We start from the raw sequence: 26872 nt of genomic DNA, 5'->3' as shown, positions 1-26872 counted from the left end.
TCGATACTAGTTAAGCGCGAAGGCAAACGCAACCCCCACGACGACCCGGGCCCCGAAAAGGGTCAGCACCCCGTCGGCGCGGCGCCGCGCTCATGCATCGAGCGCGGTTTCGATGAAATTCGCCAGTTGGGCGTCGTCGAGCGCACCCACCCGCGTGGCATCGAGGTCGCCGTCCTCGAACAGCGCCAGCGTCGGCATGCCGCGTACGCCGTACTTCTGCGCTACGTCGGGGTCGCGGTCGACGTCGACCAGATAGCAGCGTAGCCGTTCGCGCTGCTGGGCGGCGAGTCGCTCCAGGCGCGGGATCAGCGCCTGGCAGGGCTCGCACCACTCGGCGACGAACACCAGCAGCGTGCTGCCCGAGGCCGACAACTGTGCCTCAAGCGCGTCGCCGGAGAGCCATTCGATGGATGCTTCGGCCATGATCTCGATCCTCCGCTGGATTGTAGGGCGGCCATGCCTTGCCGCCCGCCATTGGACGACGCCCGACGGCGATTGACAAGCCACCGGGGCGCCAGCAACCTTGCTTCAATGATCAGACAGGGACAGCACATGAGCAGGACGCCCGCCACCGCCCGGGAGCCGCGCCGACTCGCGGCCATCGACCTCGGTTCGAACAGTTTCCATCTGCTGGTGGCCAACGCGCACCAGGGTGAATTGCAAGTGGTCGCCAAGCAAGGCGAGAAAGTCCAGTTGGCGGCCGGCCTGGACGACGACGAGCGGCTCGACGAAGCCGCCATGCAGCGGGCCCTGAGTTGCCTCGAGCGCTTCGCTCCCTTCGTCGAGGGCATCCCCGCTCAGCAGTTGCGCGTGGTCGGCACCAACGCGCTGCGCTCGGCCAGCAACAGCGAGACGCTGATCGAGCGCGCCGAGTCGCTGCTCGGCCACGAGATCGAGATCATCGCCGGGCGCGAGGAAGCGCGGCTGATCTACCTGGGCGCGGCTCACGCACTGGCCGACGTGCACGGCAAGCGGCTGATCGTCGACATCGGCGGCGGCTCGACCGAGTTGATCATCGGCGAGCATTTCGAGCCGCTGGCCCTGGAAAGCCTGCACATGGGTTGCGTGGCCTACACGCGGCGCTTCTTTGCCGATGGCGAGATCACCGAGCGGCGCTTTCGTCAGGCCGAGCTCGCCGCGCTTTCCGAGATCGCCAACATCCAGCGCCCCTACCGCGAACTGGGCTGGAGCGATCCGGTCGGCTCGAGCGGCACCATCAAGGCCGCCGCCGCTGTGCTCGCCGCCGCCGGCGACAGCCCCGAGGGCATCATCCAGCGCGACGCCCTCGAGCGTCTGCGCAAGCGCCTGATCAAGTGCAAGCAGCTCGACAAGGTGGAATTCGGCGGTCTCAAGGCCGACCGCGCGCGGGTGTTCCCGGCGGGCGTGGCGATCCTGTGTGCGGTCTTCGAGGCCTTCGAACTCGAGCACATGCGCTATTCCGACGGCGCGCTGCGCGAAGGCGTGCTCTACGACCTGATCGGCCGCGATACCGCCGAGGACCCGCGCCTGCAGACGCTGGCCGCCCAGAAGCGCCGCTACGGCGTCGACGCTCGCCAGGCCGACAACGTCGCCGCCACCGCCATGGCCGCCTTCGCGCAAGTGCAGCCGAGCTGGCAGCTGAGCGATGAAGCCGGTCAGTTCCTGGCCTGGGCCGCCGAGTTGCACGAGATCGGCCTGGCCGTCTCGCACAGCCAGTTCCATCGCCACGGCGCCTACCTGCTCGAACATGCCGACCTGCCGGGGTTCTCGCGCCCCGAGCAGCAGTTGCTGGCGTTCCTGGTGCGCTGCCACCGGCGCAAGTTCGCCGTCAAGGAACTCGAGGCGCTGCCCGCCTCCCTGCAGCCGCGCTATGCGCGCCTGGCGCGGCTGCTGCGCCTGGCAGTGGCGCTCAACCATTCGCGCCCCGAGCAGCCGATCATGGATTTCACGCTGAGCGTCGAGGGTGAGGCGTTGCAACTGACCCTGCCCCAGCACCTCGCTGAACATGCGCTGCTGCTCAACGACCTGCAGCAGGAAGTCGCTTACCAACAGAGCGCCGGGTACCCGCTGAGCCTCGAGCCGAAGCCCATCGACGCCTGAGGAGTGGCGCGAGGCACAGATGCCTCCAGGTCGCTAGTCGTGAACTAGCGCCGCTCCCAGCCCTCGGCGACGGCCACGTCCAGCACCGCGACCAGCGTTGGGCCATGCCAGGCCAGCAACTGGCGCGGCCGCAGCCAGGGCGGCACCCCAGCCTCCTGCAGCAGACGCTTGACGTCACGCCGACCGCGCCCGGCGACACGCAGCGACTCGCCTCCCTGACGCAGGGTCAATACCAGCGGTTGCGGCCCCCCTTCCAGCGGAGCCAGGTAGCCATCGACGACACCTAACGGCGTCGTCAGCGGCGTGTGGCCGTCCCATTCGCGTCGCCAGTCGCTCGGCACCGATGCCAGCGGTGCCTGCAGGTAGCAGCGCCCGCGCCAGCAACGCGCCTCGCCGCCCGGCCAGGCGATGTGCACCCGCGCATCGGCGCGCGCCTTGAGCTGGCCGAGCAGGGACTCGAGACGCGCGCTCGGCGGAGTCGGCAGGCCGAGGCGCTGGCAGGCATGACGAATCAGCAGGCGTTGGCGGGCCGGGGAAAGCTGGCGCAGGGCGTCCAGCGCGAGCCTCGCCGGCATGCCTCCGGCACGCGCCAGATCGAGCGCCGCCAGTTCGTCGAGCAGGGCGTCGGCTTCACAAGCGCGCTCGGCGACACCGGCGAGCGATGCCGCGGCCGCGGGCCAACGCCCGCCGAGCAGCGGCAGCACCTCCCGGCGCAGGAAATTGCGATCGAAGGCCGTGTCGGCATTGCTCGGATCGTCGCACCAGCGCACGCCCAGCGCGGCAGCCTCGTCCACCAGGCGTGCCCGCGTGACGCCGAGCAGCGGCCGGACCAGTTGCCGGCCCTGCCAGTCGCGCCGCGCCGGCATCGCCGCCAGCCCGCGTATGCCGCCACCGCGCAGCGCGGCGAGCAGCACGCTCTCGGCCTGATCGTCGCCGTGCTGGGCCAGCCACAGCGTCTCACCCCGGGCGACACGCCGTGCGAAGGCCACGTAACGCGCCTCGCGCGCCGCCGCCTCGATCCCCTTCCCCGCACGCTCGACCGCGACCCGCTCGACGTACAGCGGCACGCCCAGGCGCGAACACAGCGCCCGGCAGTGCCGCTCGAAGTCGTCGGCGGCCGGTTGCAGGGCGTGATTGACGTGCAGGGCGTACAGCGGCCGCGGCACGCGGTGGGCGGCGTGTGCGGCCAGGGTCAGCAACAGCGAGGAATCGAGACCGCCGGAGAGGGCCACCCAGACGGCACGCCCCGGCGGTGTCTCCACCAGGGCGCGATCAATGGTAGCTTGCAGGGACATTGAGAACCTTCCGGTCTAGCGGGGCCGCTTCGCGCGACGTGCCATTCATTCGGCCGGGTCGCGGCAGAGGCGTCGCGAGCGACGCCAAGACAAGGCAAAAAAGACCGAGGGCGCGGAGTTTACGAGTCTGTAAATGAGCAGCCCGAGATCTTTTTTAACGCCGTATTGGCGAGCGCAGCAGGCTCTGACCGATCAGGCGGGCGCTCCGTAGCTCATCAGTCGCTTGTACCGCCGCTCGAGCAGGGCGTCGGTATCCATCGCCTGCAGGCGATCGAGACTCGCCGTCAGCGATTCCTTGACCCGCTCGGCGGTGATCCGCGGGTGACGGTGGGCGCCGCCTACCGGCTCGTCGATCAGCGTATCGACGAAGCCCAACTCCTTGAGGCGCTCGGCGGTGATGCCCATCGCCTGCGCCGCTTCCGAGGCCTTCTCGGCGCTCTTCCACAGGATCGAGGCGCAGCCTTCCGGCGAGATCACCGAGTAGGTCGAATACTGCAGCATGGCGAGTTCGTCGCACACGCCGATCGCCAGCGCACCGCCGGAACCGCCCTCGCCGATCACGGTGGCGACGATCGGCGTCTTAAGCCGCGACATCACCGCCAGGTTGTAGGCGATCGCCTCGGACTGGCCGCGCTCCTCGGCATCGATGCCCGGGTAGGCGCCCGGGGTGTCGATGAAGGTCAGCACCGGCATCTTGAAGCGCTCGGCCATCTCCATCAGCCGGCAGGCCTTGCGATAGCCCTCGGGGCGCGGCATGCCGAAGTTGCGGCGCACCTTCTCCTTGACGTCGCGGCCCTTCTGGTGACCGATGACCATTACCGGCTGGTCGTCGAGTCGGGCGACGCCGCCGACGATCGCCGCGTCGTCGGCGAAGTGGCGATCGCCGTGCAGCTCGTCGAAGTCGCTGAACACCCTTTCGAGGTAGTCCAGCGTGTAGGGGCGCTGGGGGTGGCGCGAAAGCTGCGAGACCTGCCACGCGGACAGGTCGCGAAAGATCGACTCGGTGAGCTTCTTGCTCTTCTCCTCGAGCTTGCCGATCTCGTCGCTGATGTTGATCTTGCTGTCGTTGCCGACCAACCGCAGCTCCTCGATCTTGGCCTGCAGTTCGGCAATCGGCTGTTCGAAGTCCAGATAGTTGGGGTTCATAGCGCTTCTGCTTTTGGAAATAGGCACGGCCAGTTTGGAGGCCACGGCTGTGATACGACGACGGGCGTGCAATAACCGCGCATTATCGCAGCTTGGTCGACTCACGCAAGGTACGCAAAGCCCCGCTCAGCCGCGGTACTTGAGGCGAACGCCATCCTGACCCTCGACATCGCGCAGCGCGGCGAGCAGTTCGTCGGCCGGCGACACCTTCCAGTCGCCGCCCAGTTCCAGCCAGCCGCTGGCATAGTCGTTGCGATAGCGCACCCGCACCGGCAGACCGGCGTCGCTGCGCCACGGATCGAGACTCGCCCGCAGGCTGGAGACGAAGCGTCCATTGCAGCGGGCGCCGTCCACCGACAGCTCGACGGCTTCGCCGTAGCGTGCGCGGGCGTCGACCATCGCCGTGATCTCCTTGCCGCGCAGGCGCAACCCGCCGGAATAGTCGTCGCTCTGGACCTCGCCCTCGACGATCAGCACCTGGTCGGTACCCAGGTTGCCGCGCGCCTGATCGAACAGCTCGCCGAACAGTGACGCCTCGATGCGCCCGGTACGATCGTCCAGCGTGACGAAGGCCATGGTGTCGCCACGCTTGGACTTCATGGTGCGCATCGCCACCACCAGCCCGGCGACGCGCTGCGGCTCGCGGGACGGCTTGAGATCGCTGATTCGCGTCGACACGAAGCGCGCCAGCTCGTGCTCGTACTCGTCGATCGGATGACCGGTGAGATACAGCCCCAGGGTGTCCTTCTCGCCGGCCAGACGCTCCTTGTCGCTCCAGTCACGCACGCCGCGGTAGTCGGCGTAGGCGTCGCCGGCCTCGGGTTCGCTGAACGCCTCGCCGAACATGTCCATCATGCCCAGGTTGGCATTGGTGGTGCTCTGGGCGGCGGCCTTGAGCGCATCCTCCAGGGCGGCGCTGAGCACCGCCCGCGACGGCCCCAGGTTGTCCAGCGCCCCTGAGCGGATCAACGCCTCCAGGGTGCGCTTGTTCATGCGCTTGCCGTCGACCCGGCGGCAAAAGTCGAACAGGTCGCTGAAGGCGCCGCCCTCGGCACGCGCCTCGACGATCGCGCCGATCGGCCCCTCGCCGACCCCACGGATCGCGCCGAGACCGTAGACCACGCGCCCCTCGTCGTCGACGGTGAACTTGTAGCCACCGACGTTGACGTCGGGCGGGGTCACCGTGAGGCCCAGGTTGCGGCACTCCTCGATCAGCGGCACCACCTTGTCGAGGTTGTCCATCTCGGTGGACAGCACCGCGGCCATGAACGGCCCCGGGTAGTGGGCCTTGAGCCAGGCGGTCTGGTAGGAAACCAGGCCGTAGGCCGCCGAGTGCGACTTGTTGAAGCCGTAACCGGCGAACTTCTCCACCAGATCGAAGATGTTGCCCGCCAGTTCCTTGTCGATGCCGTTGGCCGCGCAGCCCTCCATGAAGCCGGCGCGCTGCTTGGCCATCTCCTCGGGCTTCTTCTTGCCCATCGCGCGGCGCAGCATATCGGCCTGGCCCAGGCTGTAACCCGCCAGCACCTGGGCGATCTGCATCACCTGCTCCTGGTAGAGGATGATGCCGTAGGTGGGTTCGAGCACCGGCTTGAGCAGTTCGTGCTGGTAGTCCGGATGCGGGAAGGAAAGCTCGGCGCGACCGTGCTTGCGGTTGATGAAGTCGTCGACCATGCCCGACTGCAGCGGCCCGGGGCGGAACAGCGCGACCAGTGCGATCATGTCTTCCAGCGAGTCCGGCTGCAGGCGCTTGATCAGCTCCTTCATGCCGCGCGATTCGAGCTGGAAGACGGCGGTGGTCTCGGCCTTCTTGAGCATGTCGAAGGTCGGCGTGTCGTCGAGCGGAATGGTGTCGAGATCGAGCGGGCCATAGCCGTCGCGCTCACGCACCTTGTCGACCATCTCCAGCGCCCAGTCGATGATCGTCAGGGTACGCAGGCCCAGGAAGTCGAACTTGACCAGCCCGGCGTCCTCGATGTCGTTCTTGTCGAACTGCACCACCAGGCTGCCGCCGCCGTCGTCGCACAAAAGCGGCGAGAAGTCGGTGAGCTTGGTCGGCGCAATCACCACCCCGCCGGCGTGCTTGCCGGTGCCGCGGGTGATGCCCTCGAGCCGCAGCGCCATGTCCCAGATCTCCTGGGCCTCCTCGTCATTGGCGAGGTAGTCGCGCAACGCCTCTTCCTGGTCGAACGCCTTGGCCAGGGTCATGCCGACCTCGAAGGGGATCAGCTTGGAGAGCTTGTCGCCCAGCGAGTAGGGCTTGCCCTGGGCGCGCGCCACGTCGCGCACCACCGCCTTGGCGGCCATGGTACCGAAGGTGACGATCTGCGACACCGCATCGCGGCCGTAGCGTTCGGCGACGTAATCGATGACGTCGTCGCGCTTCTCCATGCAGAAGTCGACATCGAAGTCGGGCATCGACACACGCTCGGGGTTCAGGAAGCGCTCGAACAGCAGGTCGTATTCCAGCGGGTCGAGATCGGTGATCTTGAGCGCGTAGGCGACCAGCGAGCCGGCCCCCGAACCGCGCCCCGGCCCCACCGGGATGTCGTTGTCCTTGGCCCATTGGATGAAGTCCATGACGATCAGGAAGTAGCCCGGAAAGCCCATCTTGATGATGATGTCGAGCTCGAAATCCAGCCGCTCGCGATAGGCGCTCTCGTGCTCGGCGCGATCGCGATCGGCGTAGATCGCCGCCTCGCCCTCGAACAGTTGCGTCAAACGCTCGCTCAGGCCGTCATGGGAGACCTTGCGAAAAAAGCCGTCGAGGGTCATGCCCTCGGGAATCGGGAAATCGGGCAGGAAGATCTCGCCGAGACGCACGTCGACGTTGCAGCGCGCGGCGATCATCACGCTGTTCTCGAGCGCCTCGGGGATGTCGGCGAACAGCTCGGCCATCTCCGCGGGGCTCTTGAGATACTGCTCCTCGCTGTAGCGCCGCTCGCGGCGACGATCGTCGAGCGCCTTGCCCTCGCCGATCGAGACCCGGGTCTCGTGGGCCCAGAAGTCCTCGCGGGTCAGAAAGCGCACGTCGTTGGTGGCCACCACCGGCGTCGAGGTCGCGCCAGCCAGCTCCACCGACAGGTGCAGGCACTCCTCGTCGTACTGGCGCTCGGTACGCTGCAGTTCGAGGTAGAAGCGTCCCGGAAAGTGCTGCTGCCACTCTTCGAGCACCGTGCGCGCCTCGGCCTTGTGGTCGGCGAGCAGGAAGCGACCGATCTCTCCTTCGCGCGCCCCGGACAGCGCGATCAGCCCTTCGCTCTGGGCGAAGATCCACTCCTTCTTGAGCACCGCGATGCCCTGCTGCTGGCCTTCCAGCCAGCCCCGCGAGATCAGCTCGGTGAGGTGGCGGTAGCCGCTGTCGTTCATCGCCAGCAGCGTCAGCCGGTAGGGGTGGCTGGTGTCGAAGGGATTCTCGAGCCACAGGTCGGCGCCGATGATCGGCTTGAGACCGGCGCCGAGCGCCGCCTTGTAGCCCTTGACCAGGCCGAACAGGTTGGCCTCGTCGGTGACCGCCATCGCCGGCATGCCGGCTTCGGCCGTCGCTGCGACCAGCGGCTTGAGGCGCACCAGTCCATCGACGAGTGAGTATTCGCTGTGTACGCGGAGGTGAACGAAAGGCGTCGTCATATCGGGCTCGCGGTTTGTTCGGCGATCCAGGGCGCGGCGGGGCGGTCGTGGATGCGCCATCGCCGAGCCAGGGTCAGAAACGGTCAGAAAAGGTCGAGCTGTTTTTTCACCGGGGCGAACGAGCGCCGATGCTCGGGCAACGGTCCCAGTCGCTCCAGGGCCGCCAGGTGTTCGGGCGTCGGGTAGCCCTTGTGACGGGCGAAACCGTACTCCGGGAAGCGCTCGTGCAATGCCACCATCTGCGCGTCGCGGGCCACCTTGGCGAGGATCGACGCCGCGCCGATGGCCGGATGGCGGGCATCGCCCTTGACCACCGCCTGGCCGGGACAATGATGCCCGGGCAGCCGGTTGCCGTCGACCAGCAGGTATTCGGCGGCGATCAGCAGACCGTCGATCGCCCGGCGCATCGCCAGGTGAGTGGCGTGATAGATATTGAGTTCGTCGATCTCGGCGGGCGTCGCCTCGGCCACGGCGAAGGCCAGCGCCTGGCCGCGAATCGCCGCGTCGAGCGTCAAGCGACGCTGCTCGCTGAGGGCCTTGGAATCGCCCAGCCCATCGATCGGCCGGCACGGGTCGAGAATCACCGCGGCAGCGACCACCGAGCCGATCAGCGGTCCGCGGCCGACTTCATCGACGCCGGCCAGTCGCTCGCCGGCGTAATCGATGACCAGTTCGGCTTCGCCATCGAGCCCACGCAGGGTATGAGTCACGCCCGGACTGGTCAGCGCGATGGTCATTGTCGCTCTCCTTTGCCCTTGACCTCGCCGATGGGCCCGCTGCCGGTGACAGCGTCGACGGTCGCCTCGCCCGGCTCACTCGACTCGCTTGGCTCATTCGGCAGGGGCCGCCGAGCCGCCACCGCCAGCACCGCCTCGGCGGCCCGCTCGCTGGCACCGCGCTGCAGCGTGGCGTGCAGCGTGGCGAAGCGCGCCTCCATGGCCTGGCGCGCCACATCGTCTTCGAGCCACTGCGCCAGCGCCGCGGCGATCGCCTGCGGGGTCGCGGCGTGCTGAATAAGCTCCGGCACCAGTGTCTCGCGGGCGATCAGGTTGGGCAACGAGATCCAGTCGGTCTTGACCATGTGCCGGGCCAGCCAGTGGGTCGCCGGCGCCATCTTGTAGGCTACCACCATCGGCCGGTGGCAGAGCATCGCCTCCAGCGCCGCGGTTCCCGAGGCCAGCAACACCGCGTCGCTGGCGACCATCGCCTCCCGCGAGCGACCATCGAGCAGAGTAACCCGTCCGATTAGTTGCGGGTGTTCGGCGAGCAGTGCCTCGAGTTCGCCGCGCCGCGCCGCGGTGGCCGCGGGGATCACCAACTGCAAGCCGTCGACGCCGGCCGTCAGGCGCTCGGCGGCGGCCAGGAAGGTGGCGCCCAGAAAGCGGATCTCGTTGCCGCGCGAGCCGGGCAATACCGCCAGCACCGGGCGTTCGGCATCCAGCCCCAGCGCGTGCCGGGCGGCCAGCCGGTCGTTGGTAAGCGGCAGCTCGTCGGCCAGCGGATGGCCGACGAAGGCCACCGGCACCCGATGGCGGGCGTAGAAAGCCGCCTCGAACGGCAGAAACGTCAGCATCGCGTCAACCGAGCGGGCGATGCCCTTGACGCGGCCCTGACGCCAGGCCCATACCGAGGGGCTGACGTAATGCGCGGTGGCGAGGCCCGCCTCGCGCAGTTGGCGCTCGAGGCCCAGGTTGAAGTCCGGCGCGTCGATGCCGACCATCGCGTCGGGCTGCCAGGCCAGCGCGTCGCGCTTCAGATGGCGGCGCACGCGGATCAATCCCGGCAGGTGCTTGAGCACTTCGACCAACCCCATCACCGACAGGGTTTCCAGCGGATAGAGGCTGTCGAGGCCCTCGGCGATCATTCGCGGACCGCCGATGCCGCGGAACTGCACCTCGGGATGGCGCGCCTTGAGCGCACGCATCAGCCCAGCGCCGAGAATGTCACCCGAAAGCTCGCCGGCGACCAGGTAGATCCTCATGGCTCAGCGAATGATGCCGCGGGTCGAGGCGCGCAACGAGTCGCTGAAGGCGGTGACCTCGGGCAGGTCGGCATAGCGCGCGTCGATCTCGGCGAGCGCCTGATCGAGCGTCAGCCCCTGGCGATAGACCAGCCGATAGGCGTCGGACAGCGCCTTGAGCGCCTCGCGCGAGAAGCCGCGGCGCTTGAGCCCGACCAGATTGAGCCCGTGGGCCTGGCCGGGATTGCCGTTGACCATCAGGTAGGCGGGAATGTCCTTGGTGACGATCGAGCCGCCGCCGCACATCGCATGGGTACCGACGTAGCAGAACTGATGGATGGCGCTGAGGCCGCCGAGGATCACGAAGTCGCCCAGCGTGACGTGGCCGCCCAGGGTCGCCTGGTTGGCGAGGATGCAGTCGTCGCCGATCACGCAGTCGTGGCCGATATGAGCGTAGGCCATGAACAGGTTGCGGCTGCCGATGGTCGTCACGCCGCGATCCTGGACGGTGCCGCGGTGCAGGGTCACCCCCTCGCGCACGACGTTGTCGTCGCCCATCTCGAGGCGCGTCGGCTCGCCGGCGTACTTCTTGTCCTGGCACTCTTCGCCGACCGAGGCGAACTGGAAGATGCGGTTACGCTGGCCGAGCCGGGTAGGCCCCTTGAGTACCACGTGCGGGCCGATCCGACAGCCCGCGCCGACCTCGACATCGGCGCCGATCACACTGAACGGCCCCACCTCGACGTCGTCGGCCAGTTGCGCACCGGGATCGACGATGGCGGTTGGATGAATCAAGCGACCTTCCTCTCGGCACAGATGATATCGGCTTCGCAGACCAGTTCACCGTCGGTCGTGGCGCGACAGGCGAATTTCCAGATGCCGCGCTTGGCGAAAATCACCCGGGCTTCCAGGCGCAGCTGGTCGCCGGGCATTGCCGGACGCTTAAGACGCACGTTGTCGCTACCCACATAGTAGTAAACGTAACCGTCGCGGGGCAGCTTGTTGACCGTCTTGAAGCCCAGGATGCCGGCCGCCTGTGCCAGCGCCTCGATGATCAGCACGCCGGGCATGATCGGATGGTGCGGAAAATGCCCGTTGAAGAAAGGCTCGTTGATGCTGACGTTCTTGTGGGCAACGATGTATTCGCCGAGTTCCAGCTCCATCACCCGATCTACCAGCAGAAAGGGATAGCGATGAGGGAGATACTCTCGAATTTCGTTGATGTCCATTACCATCGATGCAACCTCTGAAAGTGCGTCACGCCTGTCCGAGCGGCGCAGGCAATTCTGGGACAAGCCCGCTGCCTGTGAAGTGACGGGGGATTATAGCGTTGCTACCTGCGTCTTACAGCCTCAAGACTGACGCGAGTCGCGCTCGAGCCGGCTCAGACGCTTGGCGATATCGTCCAGTTGCTTGAAACGCACGGCATTCTTGCGCCATTGCGCATTCTGCATGGAGCCGGTACCCGATGAGTAGACGCCGGGCTCGGTGATCGAGTTGGTGACCAGGCTCATGCCGGTCACCTGCACGCCATCGCAGATCGTCAGGTGGCCGGAAAGACCGACACCGCCGCCCAGCATGCAATGCCGACCGACCTTGGTGGAACCGGCGATGCCCACACAGCCGGCCAGCGCACTGTGCGCGCCGACCTGCACGTTGTGGGCGATCTGCACCTGGCTGTCGATCTTGACGTCGTCGCCGATCAGGGTATCGCCCAGCGCGCCGCGATCGATGCTCGAGCAGCTGCCCACTTCGACGTCGTCGCCGATGATCACCCCGCCCAATTGGGCGATCTTGTGCCAGCGCGCGCCGTCATGGGCGAAGCCGAAGCCATCGGCGCCGATCACACAGCCGCTGTGCAGAATGGCGCGTTCGCCGATCATCACGCCGTGATAGACGGTGACGTTGGCGTACAGCCGCGAACCGGCGCCCAGCGACGAGTCGGCACCGACCACGCTGCCCGGGCCGATCACCACGTCGTCGCCGATGACCGCGCCGCGCTCGACGACCGCCTGGGCCTCGATGCGTACGTTGGCGCCCAGCGAGACGTCCTCGGCAACCACCGCCGAAGGATGCACGCCGGGCGTCTGAGGTGCCGCCATGGGGTCGAACAGCCGCGAGAGTTCGGCGTAGGCCAGATAGGGATTGTCGAGTTCGAGACGCGCGACCGGGCAGTCGGCGACATGGGCCGGGTGCAGCAATACCGCCGCCGCCCGGGTCTGGGGGAGATACTTGAGATACGCCTTGTTGGCGAGGAAGCTGATGTCGTCCGGGCCGGCATCGCTGAGCGTCGCCAAGCCGCTGACCCGACGCTCGCCATCGCCGACGAGGGTCGCCCCCAGTCTCGTAGCCAGCTCGCCCAGCGAGCAGGAAAAGTTCTTGGTAGTCTTCATGTCATCGGCGAGGCCGGCGCCAGAACGCTCGGCACCTCAGTTGGCATTGAGGATATCGGTCACTTCCTGAGTCAGGTCGAGGCCGTCGCCCATGTAGACCACGGCATCGCTGTCGACCACCATCTGCACGTCGTGACGCGCGACGACCTTGTCGATCGCCTTGTCGAGACGCGGCTTGGCCGACTTGAGGAAGGCCTGCTCTTTCTGCTGTTGGGTCTGCTGCAACTGAGCGCGCAGTTGCTGGAAACGGATGCCCTTCTGGCGCAACTCCTGCTGAGCCTGGCTGCGCTCGCTTTCCGACATCACCGCCCCATCCTGCTGCAGCTTCTGCTGAAGCTGTTGCAACTCCTGGCTTAGCTGCTCGACCTGCTTGCGCTGGCTGCTGGTCTGGTTACGCAATTCATTCATCGAGCGCTGCGCCGCGTCGGAGTCCATCAATGCCGCGCGCCAGTCGAGCACTGCAACATCGGTGGCATAGGCGGGAGCGGCCAGCGCCCCCATAAGGCACAGGGCGCCAGTCAGCTTACGCATGCCATCGTCTCCTTGGTTGAAGCCTCGGCCGGCATCAGAACGTCTGGCCGAGGGAGAATTGGAAGACCTGGGAGTCGTCGTCGTCCTTCGCGTTGAGCGGCTTGGCGACACTGAAGGTCAGCGGCCCCACCGGGGTCAGCCAGGAAAGCCCCAGCCCGGCGCTGTAGCGCAGGTCGTCGAGATGAACACCGCTTTCGCAGCTCGACTCGTAGCCTTCGGGCACGTCATAGCAATCGGTCAGATAGGTGTTGCCGGCATCGAGGAATACCGTGGTCTGCAGCGAGCGACGATCCTCGATGAACGGGAACGGATAGATCAGCTCGACGGAGCCTTCGACCAGCACGTTGCCGCCCAGAGTGTCCTCGCTGCCGCCGGAGGGATCGGTGGTCCTCGGCCCCAGCGTATTGCCTGAGAAGCCGCGTACCGATCCCAGGCCGCCGGAATAGAAATTTTCGTAGAACGGATAGGGGTCGTTGCCGATGGTATCGGCGTAACCCAGCGAGGAAGCGAACTTGAGCGACCAGTCGGGGCTCAGTTCGAACAGCTTCTGGCCGTTATAGCGCAACTTGTAATATTCGGCGTCGGAGCCCGGCACCGCGGTCTCCAGCGATACGCGCTGGTAGCTGCCCGCGGTGGGTAGAATGCCCCGATTGAGATTGTTGCGGGTCCAACTGGCGGTCAGCTTGTAACTGGTGGCATCCTCGCCCTGGCTATCGACGTATTCGACGATCTCCACCGGCGTGTCGTCGTAGGTCTCGACGCTCAGATCCTCGAGCCCCACGCCGAAGTTCAGGCGGCTGAGATCGTTGATCGGATAACCGAAATTGATGCTGCCGCCGTAGGAATCGGTCGAGTAGGTCGAGATGTCGGAATCTTCGTAATCGGTCTCGCGGTAAAACAGGTTATAGCCGCGCGAGATGCCGTCGAGAGTCCAGTAGGGGTCGGTGAAGCCGAAGTTCAGGTTGGTATAGGTGTCGCTACGCTGCGCGCCGACGTCCACCTTGTTGCCGGTGCCGAGGAAGTTCTTCTGTGACAGCGAGGCGCCGTAGATCACCCCGGCGGTCTGCGAGAAGCCGACGCTCGCCGAGATCGAGCCGGACGGCTGCTCCTCGACATTGTAGGTAACGTCGACTTGGCTGGGCTCGCCGGCGACCGGACGCGTCTCGACATCGACCTGACGGAAGAAGCCCAGCCGTTCGAGGCGCTGCTTGGACTGGCTGATCTTGTCGGTGGAGGCCGGGGCGCCCTCCATCTGGATCATCTCGCGACGCAACACCTCATCCTGGGTGGTGGTATTGCCCTCGAAGTTGATGCGACGCACGTAGGCCCGACGCCCGGGCTCGACCATGAAGGTGACGTCGACGGTGTCGCCGTCCGCGTCGACCTCGGGCACGCTCTCGACATTGGCGAAGGCGAAGCCCTCGGCGCCGAGCTTCTGGCGCAATGCCTCGGCGGACTCGGTGAGCGCGCTGCGCGAATAGATGTCGCCCGGTTTGGCGGTGATCAGCGAGCGCGCTTCGCGCTCGCTGATCTTCAGGTCGCCGGCAAAGCCGATCTCATCGATGCGATAGCGCTTGCCCTCGTCGACGTTGACGGTGACGAAGATCTTCGACTTGTCGGGACTGATCGCGACCTGGGTCGAGGTGATGGCGAAATTCACATAGCCGCGATCGAGATAATAGGAGCGCAGCGACTCGAGATCACCGGAGAGCTTCTCGCGGGAGTATTCATCGTCGGAGAACCAGCCGAAAAACCAGCCCGGGCGGTCTTCGAGCTGCAGCAACTCACGCAGGGTAGCGTCGTCGAACGCCTGGTTGCCGACGATGTTGATCTGGCGAATCTTGGCGACCGCGCCCTCGTTGACGTCGATGTTGACCTGCACGCGGTTGCGATCGACCGGCTCGACCGAGGCGTCGATACTGGCGCTGTAGCGACCCTGGGAGTGATAGAGCTGTTCCAACTGACGCTGGACCTCTTCGAGCGAGGCCCGTTGCAGGACCTGACCTTCAGACAGGCCGGAATCCGACAGCCCTTTGCGCAGGTCCTCGTCGGAGATCTGCGAATTGCCTTCGATCTCGATGCGCGAGATCGACGGGCGCTCCTCGACGTGAATGATCAGCACGTCGTTGTCGCGGGCCAAGCTGACATCCTCGAACAGCCCGGTATCGAAGAGTTGCTTGGCTGCGTCGGCCAGTTCACGGTCGTCGACGCGCTCGTTGGCGGAAACCGGGAAGGCGTTGAAGACGGAGGCGGCCGAAACCCGCTGCAGCCCCTCCACGCGAATGTCGGAAACAGTAAAGGGGGCCGCCTGGGCCAGTTGGGTGCTGCAGAGCAGCAGTGCCGCCAATCCGATGGTCTTGAGTTTCATGCAGTCGCTTCGCTCGAGTTGTTCCGCCGGCTCGCTGAACAGGCACCTTATACATTTACGCGGGTAACTGACAAGGCCAACCATGGCGCTTGCCGCGCGTCACCCTAACACGGCCCCGCAGGGCATTTCTCACCGCCAGCCACCTTTCTACAAACGCATCAGGTCGAAATACAGCGCCATCACCATCAGCGTTCCGACCAGCGCCATGCCGAGGCGCAAGCCTGCCGACTGAGCCGCTTCGGACACCGGCCGTCCGCGGACCAGTTCGATGAAGTAGTACAGCAGATGGCCGCCGTCGAGCACCGGGATCGGCAGCAGGTTGAGCACCCCCAGGCTGATCGACAGGTAGGCCATGAAGGCCACGAAGCTCTCCAGCCCGCTGCGCGCGGTCTCGCCGGCGATCCGCGCGATGGTGATCGGTCCCGACAGGTTGCTCGGTGAAATCAGCCCGATCAGCATCTTGCGGATCGAATCCAGCGTCAGCACGGTCATCTCGCCGGTCCGCGACACCGCCTCGGTCACCGCGCCCAGCGGACCGTAGCGAATCTCGCGGCGGTACGCCTCGGGCCAGCTGACCGGCTCGACACCGGCGCCGACATAGCCGATCGCCTCGCCGTCGTGCTCGCGGCGCTGCGGCGTCAAGCTCACCTCGCGGGTCGCTCCATCACGCTCGACGCGCAGCGTCAGGAGCTCGCCCGGACTGGCACGCACCCGCTCGACGAAGGTCATCCACTCACCGATCGGCTCGCCGTCGACCGCCACGATGCGATCGCCGACCTGCAATCCGGCCCGCGCGGCGGCGCCGTCGTCGAGCACCTGGCCAAGCACCGCCGGCGTCGCCGGACGCCAGGGGGTCACCCCCAGGGTCGCCAGCGGCTGCGGCGGATCCTGGCCGACCAGCCAATCGGACACCGGCACCTGATATCGGTTCGCCGCCTGCTCGCTGCGTTCGGGGTCGCGGGTCGCGATCTCGAGCGAGCCGTTGGCGCCGATCGCCGAAAGCAGTTCGAGATTGACCGCTTCCCAGGTCGGCGTGGCATCGCCCTGCACCGCGACGATCTCCTGGCCGCTCGCCAACCCGGCACGCGCCGCCGGCGAGTCCGGCGCAACCGGACCGATCACCGGCGCCACGGTGCTGGTGCCCATCACGAAGATCAACCAGTACGCGCCGATCGCCAGCAGAAAGTTGGCCAGCGGCCCCGCCGCGACGATGGCGATCCGCGACCACACCCCCTTGCGGTTGAAGGCGCGATCGAGCTCCTCCTCGGCCACCGGGCCCTCGCGCTCGTCGAGCATCTTGACGTAGCCGCCCAATGGAATGGCGGCGATCGCATACTCGGTGCCATGCCGGTCGAAACGCGACCACAGCGGCTTGCCGAAACCCACCGAGAAACGCAGCACCTTGACGCCGCAACGCCGTGCGACCCAGAAGTGCCCGAACTCGTGAAAGGTGATCAGCAGCCCCAACACCACGATGGCCGCCAGGACATTCTGAATCGCGTCCATCTCTACTCTCCTCGCGTTAACGCCTCGGCCGCCGAGCGGCAATCCACCGAGCGGCATCCTGTCGGGCCCGCGCATCCTCGACGAGAATCATATCCAGCTCATGGGCCGGCTGCACCTCACGCGCGGCGAGCACCGCCTCGACGACTTCGCCGATCGCGGTGAAGGCCAGCCGGCCCTCGAGGAACGCCTCGACCGCCACCTCGTTGGCGGCGTTGAGAACGGCCGGCGCGGTACCGCCGGCCGCCATCGCCTCGCGGGCCAGGCGCAGGCAGGGAAAGGCGGCTTCGTCGGGCGGTTCGAAATCGAGCCGCGCGACCTCGAACAGATCGAGACGCGCGACGCCGGCATCGATCCGCTCGGGCCAGGCCAGGCCGAAGGCGATCGGCGTACGCATGTCCGGGTTGCCCAGTTGGGCGATCACCGAGCCGTCGCTGTAGGCGGCCATCGAATGGATCACGCTCTGCGGATGCACGACCACCTGGATCTGCTCGGGGCGGGCGGCGAACAGCCAACAGGCCTCGATCAGCTCGAGCCCTTTATTCATCAACGTAGCGCTATCCACCGATATCTTGCGACCCATCGACCAATTGGGATGCGCACAGGCCTGCTCGGGGGTCACCGTACGCAGCTGCTCGGCCGTCCAGCCCCGAAACGGCCCCCCCGAGGCGGTCAGCAGCAACTGTTCGACCCCGGCCTCGCCGAGTCCGTCGCGACGCCCCGGAGGCAGGCACTGGTAGATGGCGTTGTGCTCGGAATCGATGGGCAGCAGGGTCGCGCCATGGCGCTCGACGGCGTCCATGAACAGCGCGCCGGACATCACCAACGCCTCCTTGTTGGCCAGCAGTACGCGCTTGCCGGCGCGCACCGCCGCCAGCGTCGGCAGCAGCCCCGCGGCGCCGACGATGGCGGCCATCACCACGTCGACCTCGGCGGCCTCGGCGGCCTCGGCGAGCGCCGTCTCGCCGGCGCGCACTTCGGTATCGAGTCCGGCCGTTTCCAGCCGCTCGCGCAGCCAGGCGGCGTCAAGCTCGGCGGCCAGCACCGCCAGCGCCGGACGGTGCTGCAGGCACTGCTCAAGCAACGCCTCACGGCGATGGCCCGCGGTGAGCGCGTGGACACGGTAGCGATCGGGATGGCGGGCGAGGACATCCAGGGTGCTGACGCCGATGGAACCGGTGGCGCCCAGCACGGTGACCCGCTGGCGGCGCGGGGCGGCGGAAAGCTCGCTCATTCAGGTCTCCTCACGGCCGAGCCTTTCACAGCCGGGAACGTCACAGCCATAGCCGCAGCAAGGCGAACAGCGGCACCGCCGCGGTCAGGCTGTCGATGCGGTCGAGAATACCGCCGTGGCCCGGCAGCAGCCGCCCCGAGTCCTTGATCCCGCGCCAGCGCTTGAACATGCTCTCTAGCAGATCGCCGAGCACCGAAACCAGGGTGATCAATGCAGTGGCGACGATCAGCCACAGGGTATCGGCGACACTCAGCGACAGGCCCGCGGCGTAGCCCAGGGCCAGCAAGGCGGTCGCCGCCATGCCGCCGTAGACGCCTTCCCACGATTTACCGGGGCTGACCTTGGGCGCCAGCTTGCGACGCCCGAAACGCCGGCCGGCGAAGTAGGCGCCGATATCGGCCAGCCACACCAGCAGCAGCACATAGAGCAGCCATTCGAGGCCGTCGACGCGCAGTTGCACGAACCCGGCCCAGCACGGCAGCAGAACCCACAGTCCGACCGCGGCGCGTGCCGCGCTCGAACGCCACTGCAGCCCTCGTTCGGGGTAGCCCGCGACCCAGTAGAGGCTCGCCAGCCAGCCGCCCAGGGCCAGCCACAGCGGCCAGGTGGCGTGCACGGCGCCGCTGAACCAGCCCGCGATCATCAACGCCACCAGCACGGCGACGTAACCGAGCCGCGCCGCCAGCCGGACGATGCCCGCGAGATTGGCCCATTCCCAGGCCGCCAGCGCGACCACGCCACCGGTGAAGACCGCGAAGCCGCCGCCGTCCAGGCCGAACAGCCCGGCGACCATCAACGGTGCCAGGATCGCGGCGGTGATGATGCGCTGTCTAAGCACCCCGGGCCTCGATCTGTTCCTGAGTCATCCCGAAGCGCCGCTGACGGCGGCAGTAGTCGTTGAGCGCCGCATCGAAGGCGTCCGCCGAGAAATCGGGCCACAACAGCGGCGAGAAATAGAATTCGGAGTAGGCCAGCTGCCAGAGCAGAAAATTGGAGATGCGCTGTTCACCGCTGGTGCGAATGCACAGATCGACCGGCGGCACGCTGCCCTGGTCGATCTCACGGTCGAGCAGTTGCTCGTCGATCGCCTCGGCGGTGAGTTCGCCGGCCTCGACTCGCGCCGCCAGGCGTCGTGCGGCCAGGGCGATGTCGCGATGACCGCCGTAGTTGGCGGCGACCACCAAGTGCAGGCCGTCGTTGCTGGCGGTCAGCGCCTCGGCGCGTTCGATGTGCTGCTGGATCGAGCTCGAGAATCGCTCGCGCTCGCCGATAACCGTCAGGCGGATACCATGTTCGTGGAGCTTTTTGACCTCGCGCTTGAGCGCCATCAAAAACAGCTCCATCAACGCGCTGACCTCGCTCGACGGGCGTTTCCAGTTCTCGCTCGAGAAAGCGAACAACGTCAGCGTCTCGATGCCCCGCTCGGCCGCACGACGGATCACCGCGCGTACCGACTCGACACCGGCGCGATGGCCGCGCGCGCCGGATAGCCCGTGGGCACGCGCCCAACGGTTGTTGCCGTCCATGATGATCGCCACGTGGCGTGGCAGGTTGTCGGTCTGCTGTTGTGTCATGCTATCTCGCCTGGCGGGCGTAAGAGACGGGCGACGCAACGTGCGCCGCCCGCTCCGGCTCAGACCTGCAGCAGGTCGTGTTCCTTGGCTTCCAGCAGCTTGTCGATCTCGGCTACGTACTTGTCGGTGAGCTTCTGGATCGCTTCCTCGCCCTGGTGCTCATCGTCCTCGGTGATCGCCTTTTCCTTGAGCAGCGCCTTGATGTCGCCGTTGGCATCGCGGCGCACGTTGCGCACTGCCACACGAGCGTTCTCGGCTTCACCGCGCGCCTGCTTGATGTAGCCGCGACGGGTTTCCTCGGTCAGCGCCGGCATCGGCACCCGGATCACGCTACCCGCAGTCGCCGGATTGAGCCCCAGGTCGGAGGTCATGATCGCCTTCTCGACCTTGGGTACCATCGACTTCTCCCACGGCACCACAGCCAGGGTGCGAGCATCCTCGACGTTGACGCTGGCCACCTGGTTGAGCGGCATCTGCGAGCCGTAGTAGTCAACGGTGACCGAATCCAGAATCGTCGGATGGGCGCGCCCGGTGCGGATCTTGTGGAAGTTGGTCTGCAGCGATTCGAAACTCTTCTTCATTCGCGCTTCGGCGTCTTTCTTGATGTCGTTGATCACGATTTCAACCTCTGTCTATCAGCGTACCTTCCTTACCACCCACGACCAGGTTCAACAACGCCCCGGGCTTGGTCATGTCGAACACACGCACCGGCATGCCATGGTCCCGTACCAGACAAATGGCGGTCAAATCCATGACCCCCAGCTTGCGGTCGAGTACTTCATCGTAACCCAGTCGCTCGTACTTGACGGCATCCGGGTGACGTACGGGGTCCTTATCGTAGACGCCGTCGACCTTGGTGGCCTTGATCACCACGTCGCCGTCGATCTCGATACCGCGCAGGCAGGCTGCGGAGTCGGTCGTAAAGAAGGGATTGCCGGTACCGGCGGAGAAGATCACCACGTCGCCCGAGGTAAGATAGCGGATGGCGGTACGCCGATCGTAGTGCTCGACCACGCCGCTCATGGGAATCGCCGACATGACGCGCGAGCGGATATTCGAGCGCTCCAGGGCGTCGCGCATGGCCAACGCGTTCATCACCGTGGCCAGCATGCCCATGTGATCGCCGGTCACGCGCTCCATGCCCGCTGCGTGCAGGGCCGCGCCGCGAAACAGGTTGCCGCCGCCGATGACGATGCCGATCTGGACGCCGATGCCCACCAACTGCCCGATCTCCAATGCCATGCGGTCGAGCACCTTGGGGTCGATGCCGAACTCGCCATCGCCCATCAGCGCCTCGCCAGACAGCTTGAGGAGGATCCGCTTGTACTTCGACTTGTCGCTGCGCGGCGCGGCGCTGGCATTCTGGTCGGAAATGGCGGGCATGGTGTCTCTCCTGGTAACAGCGGAAAAGTAGGCTGCCGGCGCTAAGAACCACCGGCCGGATACACAATGGCGTGCGCCGGAGCGCACGCCATGCAACAACCAGAAGCTAGGACCTCAGCTACGACGAGCCTGTTCCATGACTTCCTTGGCAAAATCGACTTCTTCCTTCTCGATGCCTTCGCCGACCTCGAAACGGGTGAAGCCAACCACCTCGCCACCGTGCGACTTGACGTAGTCGGCCACCGAGGTGTTGGGATCCTTGACGAAGGGCTGCTCGGTCAGGCTGACCTCGGCCAGGTACTTCTTGAGACGCCCCTGGACCATCTTCTCGGCGATCTGCTCGGGCTTGCCGGCCATGTCCGGCTGAGCCAGGATAATCGCCTTTTCCTTGTCGAGCTGCTCCTGCGGCATGTCCTCAGGGTGCGCCACCAGCGGATTGATCGCCGCGACGTGCATGGCGACGTCCTTGGCCGCGTCGGCATTGCCGCCCCTGAGCTGGGTCAGCACGCCGATGCGTCCGCTGTGCACGTAGGCACCGACCACACCGTCGGCCGGCGCCTCGACGACCACCGCGCGGCGCACGCTGATGTTCTCGCCGATCTTCTGGACCAGTTGCTCGCGCGCGGTTTCCAGCTCGCCGTCCATCAGGGCGGCGACGTCTTCGCTCTTGGTCTCGAAGACCTTGGCGATGACCTTCTCGGCGAACGCCTTGAAGTTGTCGTCACGGGCGACGAAGTCGGTCTCGGAGTTGACCTCGAGCATCACGCCGTAGCGACCGTCGTCGGCGACGCGGGTCACGACCGCGCCCTCGGCGGCGGTGCGGCCGGCCTTCTTGGCGGCCTTGAGGCCGGAGTTCTTGCGCAGGTCCTCGATCGCCCGCTCGATGTCGCCGTCCGCCTCGGTGAGTGCCTTCTTGCACTCCATCATGCCGAGCCCGGTGCGTTCACGCAGTTCCTTGACCAGAGATGCGCTGATAGCTGCCATGGTGAATAACCTCTGAAAATTGTCGACGTCGAATAACGTAAGCAAAGTTACCGCTCGGCGCGCCGGGTCCCTATCGAGCGATGGAGACCCGGCCGCACCGAGCCAAGCTCGATAGCCAGGGGCCTAGCCCCGTACCGGCCTCGCGGGCGGCATCGCCGCCCGGGCAGGCCCGCTACCGATCACTCGGCGACTTCGTTGCTCTCGGTCACTTCGACGAACTCGTCGGGACGGCCTTCCTTCGCCTTGGCGCTGGCATCGGCGATCGCCTGCACGTAGATCTGGATGGCGCGGATCGAGTCGTCGTTGCCGGGGATGACGTAATCGACGCCATCGGGGTTCGAGTTGGTGTCGACCACACCGATGACCGGAATACCCAGCTTGTTGGCTTCATTGATCGCGATGCGTTCATGGTCGACGTCAACCACGAACAGCGCGTCGGGCAGGCCGCCCATGTCCTTGATGCCGCCCACGCTGCGCTCGAGCTTGTCCTGCTCGCGCGTGGCCATCAGCACTTCTTTCTTGGTCAGCTTGGCGAAGGTGCCATCTTCGTGCATGGCTTCCAGTTCGCGCAGACGCTTGATGGATACGCGAATGGTCTTGTAGTTGGTCAGCATGCCGCCCAGCCAGCGATGGTTGACGAACGGCTGGCCGGCACGCTGGGCCTCTTCCTTGATGATCTTGCTGGCCGCACGCTTGGTGCCGACGAACAGGATCTTGTTGTTGGAAGCGGCCATCTTCTCGACCACGGCGGCGGCGTCATTGATCGCCGGCAGGGTGTGCTCGAGGTTGATGATATGGATCTTGTTGCGTGCGCCGAAGATGAACTTGCTCATCTTCGGGTTCCAGTACTTGGTCTGGTGGCCGAAGTGAGCGCCTGCCTTGAGCAGGTCACGCATATTGACTTGCGCCATGGGGATAACTCCTGATGTATCGGGTTAGGCCTCCATACACCCCATGGATCCGACCGCGACGAACGCTTCGTCGACGGCACCCGGGACCATGTGCCGGTGTATGTGTGTTTTTCAAGGCATTGATTGCTGCTTGTCGCCTGATCCACGCCGCAAGCATCGAGGCAGAGTGCCAAGGCGAGTGCGGATTGCAGTCAAGCGCGCGGCTTTATACCATAGATGATCGCCAAGATGAAGCCGGCCGGGCCTTTCAGGCCAATGCACGCCCCCCATTTCCCGACCCGAGATTCCATGAACGTCCCGATCAACACCCCCGACGATATCGAGAAGCTGAAGATAGCCGGACGCTGCGCCGCCCAGGTGCTCGAAATGATTGCCGACCATGTCCGTCCAGGCATCTCGACCGGCGAGATCGACAAGCTGTGCCAGGACTATCTGGAGCAGGAACTGGGCTGCATATCGGCCACCATCGGCTACCACGGTTACCAGCACGCCACCTGCATCTCGCTCAACCACGTGGTGTGCCACGGCATTCCCGATTTCGGCAAGCTGCTGAAGAAGGGCGACATCTTCAATATCGACGTCACCGTGATCAAGGACGGCTACTATGGCGACACCAGCCGCATGTTCGTGGTCGGCGAGAACATCAAGGGCGAGCGGCTCTCGCAGGTCACCCAGGAGTGCCTGTACAAGTCGCTCGAGATCGTCAAGGAAGGCACCCGCCTGTCCGACATCGGCAAGACGATCCAGGCCCATGCCGAGGACAACGGCTACAGCGTGGTGCGCGACTTCTGCGGGCACGGCATCGGCAAGAACTTCCACGAGGAACCGCAGGTACTGCATTATGACGGCTACGACCAACATAACGACCTGGTCCTCAAGGAAGGCATGTGCCTCACCATCGAGCCGATGATCAACGCCGGCAAGTACCAGACCAAGGTGCTCAAGGACGGCTGGACCGCGGTCACCCGCGACAAGAGCCTGTCGGCGCAGTGGGAACATACGCTGGTGGTCACCAAGGGCGGCTGCATCGTCACCACGGTGCGCCACGACGAGGACCTGTCGTTCCTCGGCGGCTGACACGCCGCTCCTGACCCGCCCGGCCGAGGCGCGATCCACGCTTCGGCCAGCCGCGCCCGCCTTTCGTCGCACCCATGGAGAGCCACTTCGCATGCTGCTGCATCACTACCGCTTCGTGGCCGACGACAAGCTGTTCGATGTCGCCGCCTTCCGCGCCGAGCTCGACACCGGTCGCCCGCCGATCCCGCTGTACAAGCAGGCGCTGCGCGACATTCAGGCGCGTCTCGATACGCGCTTTCACGACGGCGCCGACATTCGCGACCTGATCCACGGGCGCGCCTGGTGCCTCGACCGGCTGCTCGAGACGGCCTGGGCCCGCCATCCCTGGCCCGACACCGGCGTCGCGCTCCTTGCGGTGGGCGGTTACGGGCGCGGCGAGCTGCACCCGCATTCCGACATCGACCTGCTGCTGCTGCTCGAGCACGACGACGACGGCCCCTATCGCGAGCCGCTCACCGCCTTCATCACCTTCCTCTGGGACATCGGGCTGGAGATCGGCCACAGCGTGCGCTCGCTGGCCGATTGCGAACGCGAGGCGCGCGCCGACGTCACGGTCATCACCAACCTGCTGGAGACGCGCACCCTGGCCGGCGCGGAGCATCTTCGCCAGGCCATGACCAAACGCCTGTCGAGCCGCCACATGTGGCCGCCGGCTCAGTTCTTCGAGGCCAAGTGGCAGGAGCAGATCACCCGTCACTACAAGCACAACAACTCCGAGTACCAGCTCGAACCCAACCTCAAGAGCTCACCCGGCGGGCTGCGCGACATCCAGATGATCGGCTGGGTGGCCAAGCGCTATTTCGGTCCGCTGCGTTATGAGGACGTCGTCGCCCAGGGCTTCATGAACGACGCCGAGCTGCAGATCCTCAGCCAGGGCCAGGCCTTTCTATGGCAGGTCCGCTACGCCCTGCACACCCTCACCGGGCGCGCCGAGGACCGCCTGCTGTTCGATCACCAGCGCGCTATCGCCGAGCTGTTCGGCTTCCATGACAGCCCCGAAGGGCTGGGCGTCGAGCAGTTCATGAAACGCTACTATCGGCACGTCACCGCGCTGGCCGGGCTCAATGACATGCTGCTGCAGCATTTCGACGAGATGATCCTGCGCGGCGACGAGGCGCTCGAGATCCAGCCGCTCAACGCCCGCTTCGAGATTCGCGGCGGCTACATCCAGGCGCGCCACCCCGGCGTCTTCCGGCGCCGCCCCGGCGCACTGCTCGAGCTGTTTCTGCTGATGGCCCAGCACCCCGGCATCGAGGGCGTGCGCGCCGAGACCATCCGCCTGATTCGCGATCATCGCCACATGATCGACGAGGCGTTCCGCGACGACCTGCGCCACCAGAGCCTGTTCATGGAACTGCTGCGCAGCGGCGGCAATGTGCCGCGCCAGCTGCGGCGCATGAACCGCTACGGCATCCTCGGCAAGTACCTGCCCGAATTCGGCCAGGCGGTGGGACTGATGCAGCACGATCTGTTCCACCTGTACACCGTCGACGCCCATACCCTGCGCCTGCTCAAGTTCATCCAGCGCTTTCGCGAGACCGCCGGGCGCGAGGACTTTCCGGTCGCCGCCACGCTGATCCATCAACTGCCCAAGCTCGAGCTTCTCTGGATCGCCGGGCTCTATCACGACATCGGCAAGGGCCACGGCGGCGACCACTCGCTGATCGGCGCCCAGTACGTCGCCGAGTTCGGCGAGCGCCATGGCCTGTCGCCGCGCGACACGCGGCTGGTCGCCTGGCTGGTCGAGCATCACCTGCTGATGTCCAAGACCGCCCAGAAGCGCGACATCTCCGATCCCGACGTGATCCGCGAGTTCGCCCACCAGATGCGCGACGAAGTCCATCTCGACTACCTCTACGTACTCACCGTCGCCGACATCACCGCCACCAATCCCTCGCTGTGGAACGGCTGGCGCGCCGCGCTGCTTCGCCAGCTCCATGGCGAGACCAAGCGCGCCCTGCGTCGCGGCCTGGAAAACCCCATCGACCGCGACGACTGGGTCCGCGAGACCCGCACCGAGGCATTGGCCCTGCTGCGCACCCTGGGCGCCGACGTCGCCCGCGTCGAGATACTGTGGGACACCCTCGGCGACGACTACTTCGTCCAGTACACGCCCAGCGAGATTGTCTGGCAGACCCAGGGCATCCTCGCCCACGCCGGCTCTGAGCTGCCGCTGGTACTGGTCAGCGCCCCCGCCGAGGACACCAGCGAGGGCGGCACCAAGGTGTTCATCCATACCCGCTCGGTGGACGACCTGTTCGCCGCCACCGCCGCGGCCATGGACCAGCTCGACCTGTCGATCCACGACGCGCGCATCGCCACCTCGAGCAACGACTGGACGCTCAACACCTTCATCGTGCTCGACGATGCCAACGAGCCGATCCGCGAGGCGGCGCGCCTCGAGCGCATGCGTGCGCACCTGGTGGAGGAGCTCGACGATCCCGACGACTACCCGCAGATCGTCAACCGCCACACGCCACGCCAGCTCAAGCATTTCCGCGTACCCACCCAGGTGCTGATCGAGCAGGACCCGGCCAACGCCCGAACCATGCTCGAGCTGATCGCCCCCGACCGCCCGGGGCTGCTGGCGCGGGTCGGGCGCATCTTCATGGAGCAGCACATCGCCCTGTCGGCGGCCAAGATCGCCACCCTCGGCGAGCGCGTCGAGGACGTGTTCTTCATCACCGACAAGAACGGCGAGCCGCTCGTCGATCCCGAGCGCCAGGCGGCACTGCGCGAGCGGCTGCGCGAGATGCTGGATGTTTGACGGCGACCCGGCCGCCGCATTTGAGGGGGCCCCACGG

22 protein-coding genes are annotated in these 26872 nt (G+C 66.2%); 3 read left to right on the top strand and 19 right to left on the bottom strand.

Annotation, left to right across the window (positions count from 1 at the left end; all coding sequences use genetic code 11):
• Positions 1-90: 90 nt before the first annotated feature.
• Complete coding sequence (locus R6258_RS05325) at positions 91-423, bottom strand: thioredoxin family protein (protein ID WP_318448345.1); 333 nt, start codon at positions 421-423, stop codon at positions 91-93.
• 129 nt (positions 424-552) lie between these two features.
• On the opposite strand from R6258_RS05325, the gene ppx reads away from it, so the two are divergent.
• On the top strand, positions 553-2079 hold the full coding sequence (ppx, locus tag R6258_RS05320) for an exopolyphosphatase (RefSeq protein ID WP_318448343.1): 1527 nt from the start codon (positions 553-555) through the stop codon (positions 2077-2079).
• A 44-nt stretch (positions 2080-2123) separates the two neighbouring features.
• Here the strand turns inward: ppx and tilS are convergent, their stop codons facing one another.
• The 18 genes from tilS to rpsB form a co-directional block, all read right to left on the bottom strand.
• The gene (gene tilS, locus R6258_RS05315) at positions 2124-3374 is read right to left on the bottom strand and encodes a tRNA lysidine(34) synthetase TilS (RefSeq protein ID WP_318448340.1); all 1251 of its coding nucleotides are present in this window, start codon (positions 3372-3374) and stop codon (positions 2124-2126) included.
• A 192-nt stretch (positions 3375-3566) separates the two neighbouring features.
• The gene (locus R6258_RS05310; RefSeq protein WP_318448338.1) at positions 3567-4520 is read right to left on the bottom strand and encodes an acetyl-CoA carboxylase carboxyltransferase subunit alpha; all 954 of its coding nucleotides are present in this window, start codon (positions 4518-4520) and stop codon (positions 3567-3569) included.
• A gap of 126 nt (positions 4521-4646) precedes the next feature.
• A complete protein-coding gene (dnaE, locus tag R6258_RS05305; RefSeq protein WP_318448336.1) occupies positions 4647-8150 on the bottom strand; it encodes a DNA polymerase III subunit alpha in 3504 nt (1167 codons plus the stop codon).
• Between the two features lie 83 nt (positions 8151-8233).
• Positions 8234-8887 carry a ribonuclease HII gene (gene rnhB, locus R6258_RS05300; protein WP_318448333.1) on the bottom strand — a complete coding sequence of 218 codons (654 nt, stop codon included), beginning with the start codon at positions 8885-8887 and terminating at the stop codon, positions 8234-8236.
• Positions 8884-10131 (bottom strand): lipid-A-disaccharide synthase, encoded by a 1248-nt coding sequence (gene lpxB / locus R6258_RS05295; RefSeq protein WP_318448331.1) that lies wholly within the window; start codon positions 10129-10131, stop codon positions 8884-8886. The genes rnhB and lpxB overlap by 4 nt, the downstream gene beginning before the upstream one ends.
• Before the next feature lie 3 nt (positions 10132-10134).
• Positions 10135-10905, bottom strand: coding sequence for an acyl-ACP--UDP-N-acetylglucosamine O-acyltransferase (gene lpxA / locus R6258_RS05290; RefSeq protein WP_318448328.1), 771 nt, complete (start codon positions 10903-10905; stop codon positions 10135-10137).
• Positions 10902-11345, bottom strand: a complete 444-nt coding sequence (fabZ, locus tag R6258_RS05285; RefSeq protein WP_318448326.1) for a 3-hydroxyacyl-ACP dehydratase FabZ — start codon at positions 11343-11345, stop codon at positions 10902-10904. Before fabZ ends, lpxA begins: the two co-directional genes overlap by 4 nt.
• A gap of 117 nt (positions 11346-11462) precedes the next feature.
• The gene (gene lpxD, locus R6258_RS05280) at positions 11463-12503 is read right to left on the bottom strand and encodes a UDP-3-O-(3-hydroxymyristoyl)glucosamine N-acyltransferase (protein ID WP_318448325.1); all 1041 of its coding nucleotides are present in this window, start codon (positions 12501-12503) and stop codon (positions 11463-11465) included.
• A gap of 36 nt (positions 12504-12539) precedes the next feature.
• Entirely contained in the window at positions 12540-13034 is a 495-nt protein-coding gene (locus R6258_RS05275) for an OmpH family outer membrane protein (protein WP_318448323.1), read from the bottom strand.
• Between the two features lie 34 nt (positions 13035-13068).
• Positions 13069-15402: an outer membrane protein assembly factor BamA gene (gene bamA / locus R6258_RS05270; protein ID WP_318448320.1), complete on the bottom strand. Its 2334-nt coding sequence runs from the start codon at positions 15400-15402 to the stop codon at positions 13069-13071.
• Between the two features lie 147 nt (positions 15403-15549).
• Positions 15550-16908, bottom strand: a complete 1359-nt coding sequence (rseP, locus tag R6258_RS05265; RefSeq protein ID WP_318448317.1) for a sigma E protease regulator RseP — start codon at positions 16906-16908, stop codon at positions 15550-15552.
• Between the two features lie 16 nt (positions 16909-16924).
• On the bottom strand, positions 16925-18139 hold the full coding sequence (ispC, locus tag R6258_RS05260; protein WP_318448314.1) for a 1-deoxy-D-xylulose-5-phosphate reductoisomerase: 1215 nt from the start codon (positions 18137-18139) through the stop codon (positions 16925-16927).
• 40 nt (positions 18140-18179) lie between these two features.
• Positions 18180-18977 (bottom strand): phosphatidate cytidylyltransferase, encoded by a 798-nt coding sequence (locus R6258_RS05255; protein WP_318448312.1) that lies wholly within the window; start codon positions 18975-18977, stop codon positions 18180-18182.
• Positions 18970-19713, bottom strand: a complete 744-nt coding sequence (gene uppS / locus R6258_RS05250) for a polyprenyl diphosphate synthase (RefSeq protein WP_318448310.1) — start codon at positions 19711-19713, stop codon at positions 18970-18972. Before uppS ends, R6258_RS05255 begins: the two co-directional genes overlap by 8 nt.
• A gap of 59 nt (positions 19714-19772) precedes the next feature.
• Complete coding sequence (gene frr, locus R6258_RS05245; protein WP_318448308.1) at positions 19773-20330, bottom strand: ribosome recycling factor; 558 nt, start codon at positions 20328-20330, stop codon at positions 19773-19775.
• A gap of 4 nt (positions 20331-20334) precedes the next feature.
• Positions 20335-21096, bottom strand: a complete 762-nt coding sequence (gene pyrH, locus R6258_RS05240) for a UMP kinase (protein WP_318448305.1) — start codon at positions 21094-21096, stop codon at positions 20335-20337.
• A 114-nt stretch (positions 21097-21210) separates the two neighbouring features.
• Complete coding sequence (tsf, locus tag R6258_RS05235; protein WP_318448303.1) at positions 21211-22080, bottom strand: translation elongation factor Ts; 870 nt, start codon at positions 22078-22080, stop codon at positions 21211-21213.
• Positions 22081-22259: 179 nt separating this feature from the next.
• Positions 22260-22991, bottom strand: a complete 732-nt coding sequence (rpsB, locus tag R6258_RS05230) for a 30S ribosomal protein S2 (RefSeq protein WP_136068996.1) — start codon at positions 22989-22991, stop codon at positions 22260-22262.
• A 288-nt stretch (positions 22992-23279) separates the two neighbouring features.
• On the opposite strand from rpsB, the gene map reads away from it, so the two are divergent.
• Positions 23280-24068: a type I methionyl aminopeptidase gene (map, locus tag R6258_RS05225; protein WP_318448299.1), complete on the top strand. Its 789-nt coding sequence runs from the start codon at positions 23280-23282 to the stop codon at positions 24066-24068.
• Positions 24069-24159: 91 nt separating this feature from the next.
• Positions 24160-26835, top strand: coding sequence for a [protein-PII] uridylyltransferase (locus R6258_RS05220; RefSeq protein ID WP_318448297.1), 2676 nt, complete (start codon positions 24160-24162; stop codon positions 26833-26835).
• The last annotated feature ends 37 nt before the right edge of the window (positions 26836-26872 follow it).

This window comes from Halomonas sp. HP20-15 (genome assembly GCF_033446685.1).
Lineage (GTDB): Bacteria > Pseudomonadota > Gammaproteobacteria > Pseudomonadales > Halomonadaceae > Modicisalibacter.
Note: the sequence above shows the minus strand (reverse complement) of the source record. Positions and strands in the feature narration are given on the sequence as shown.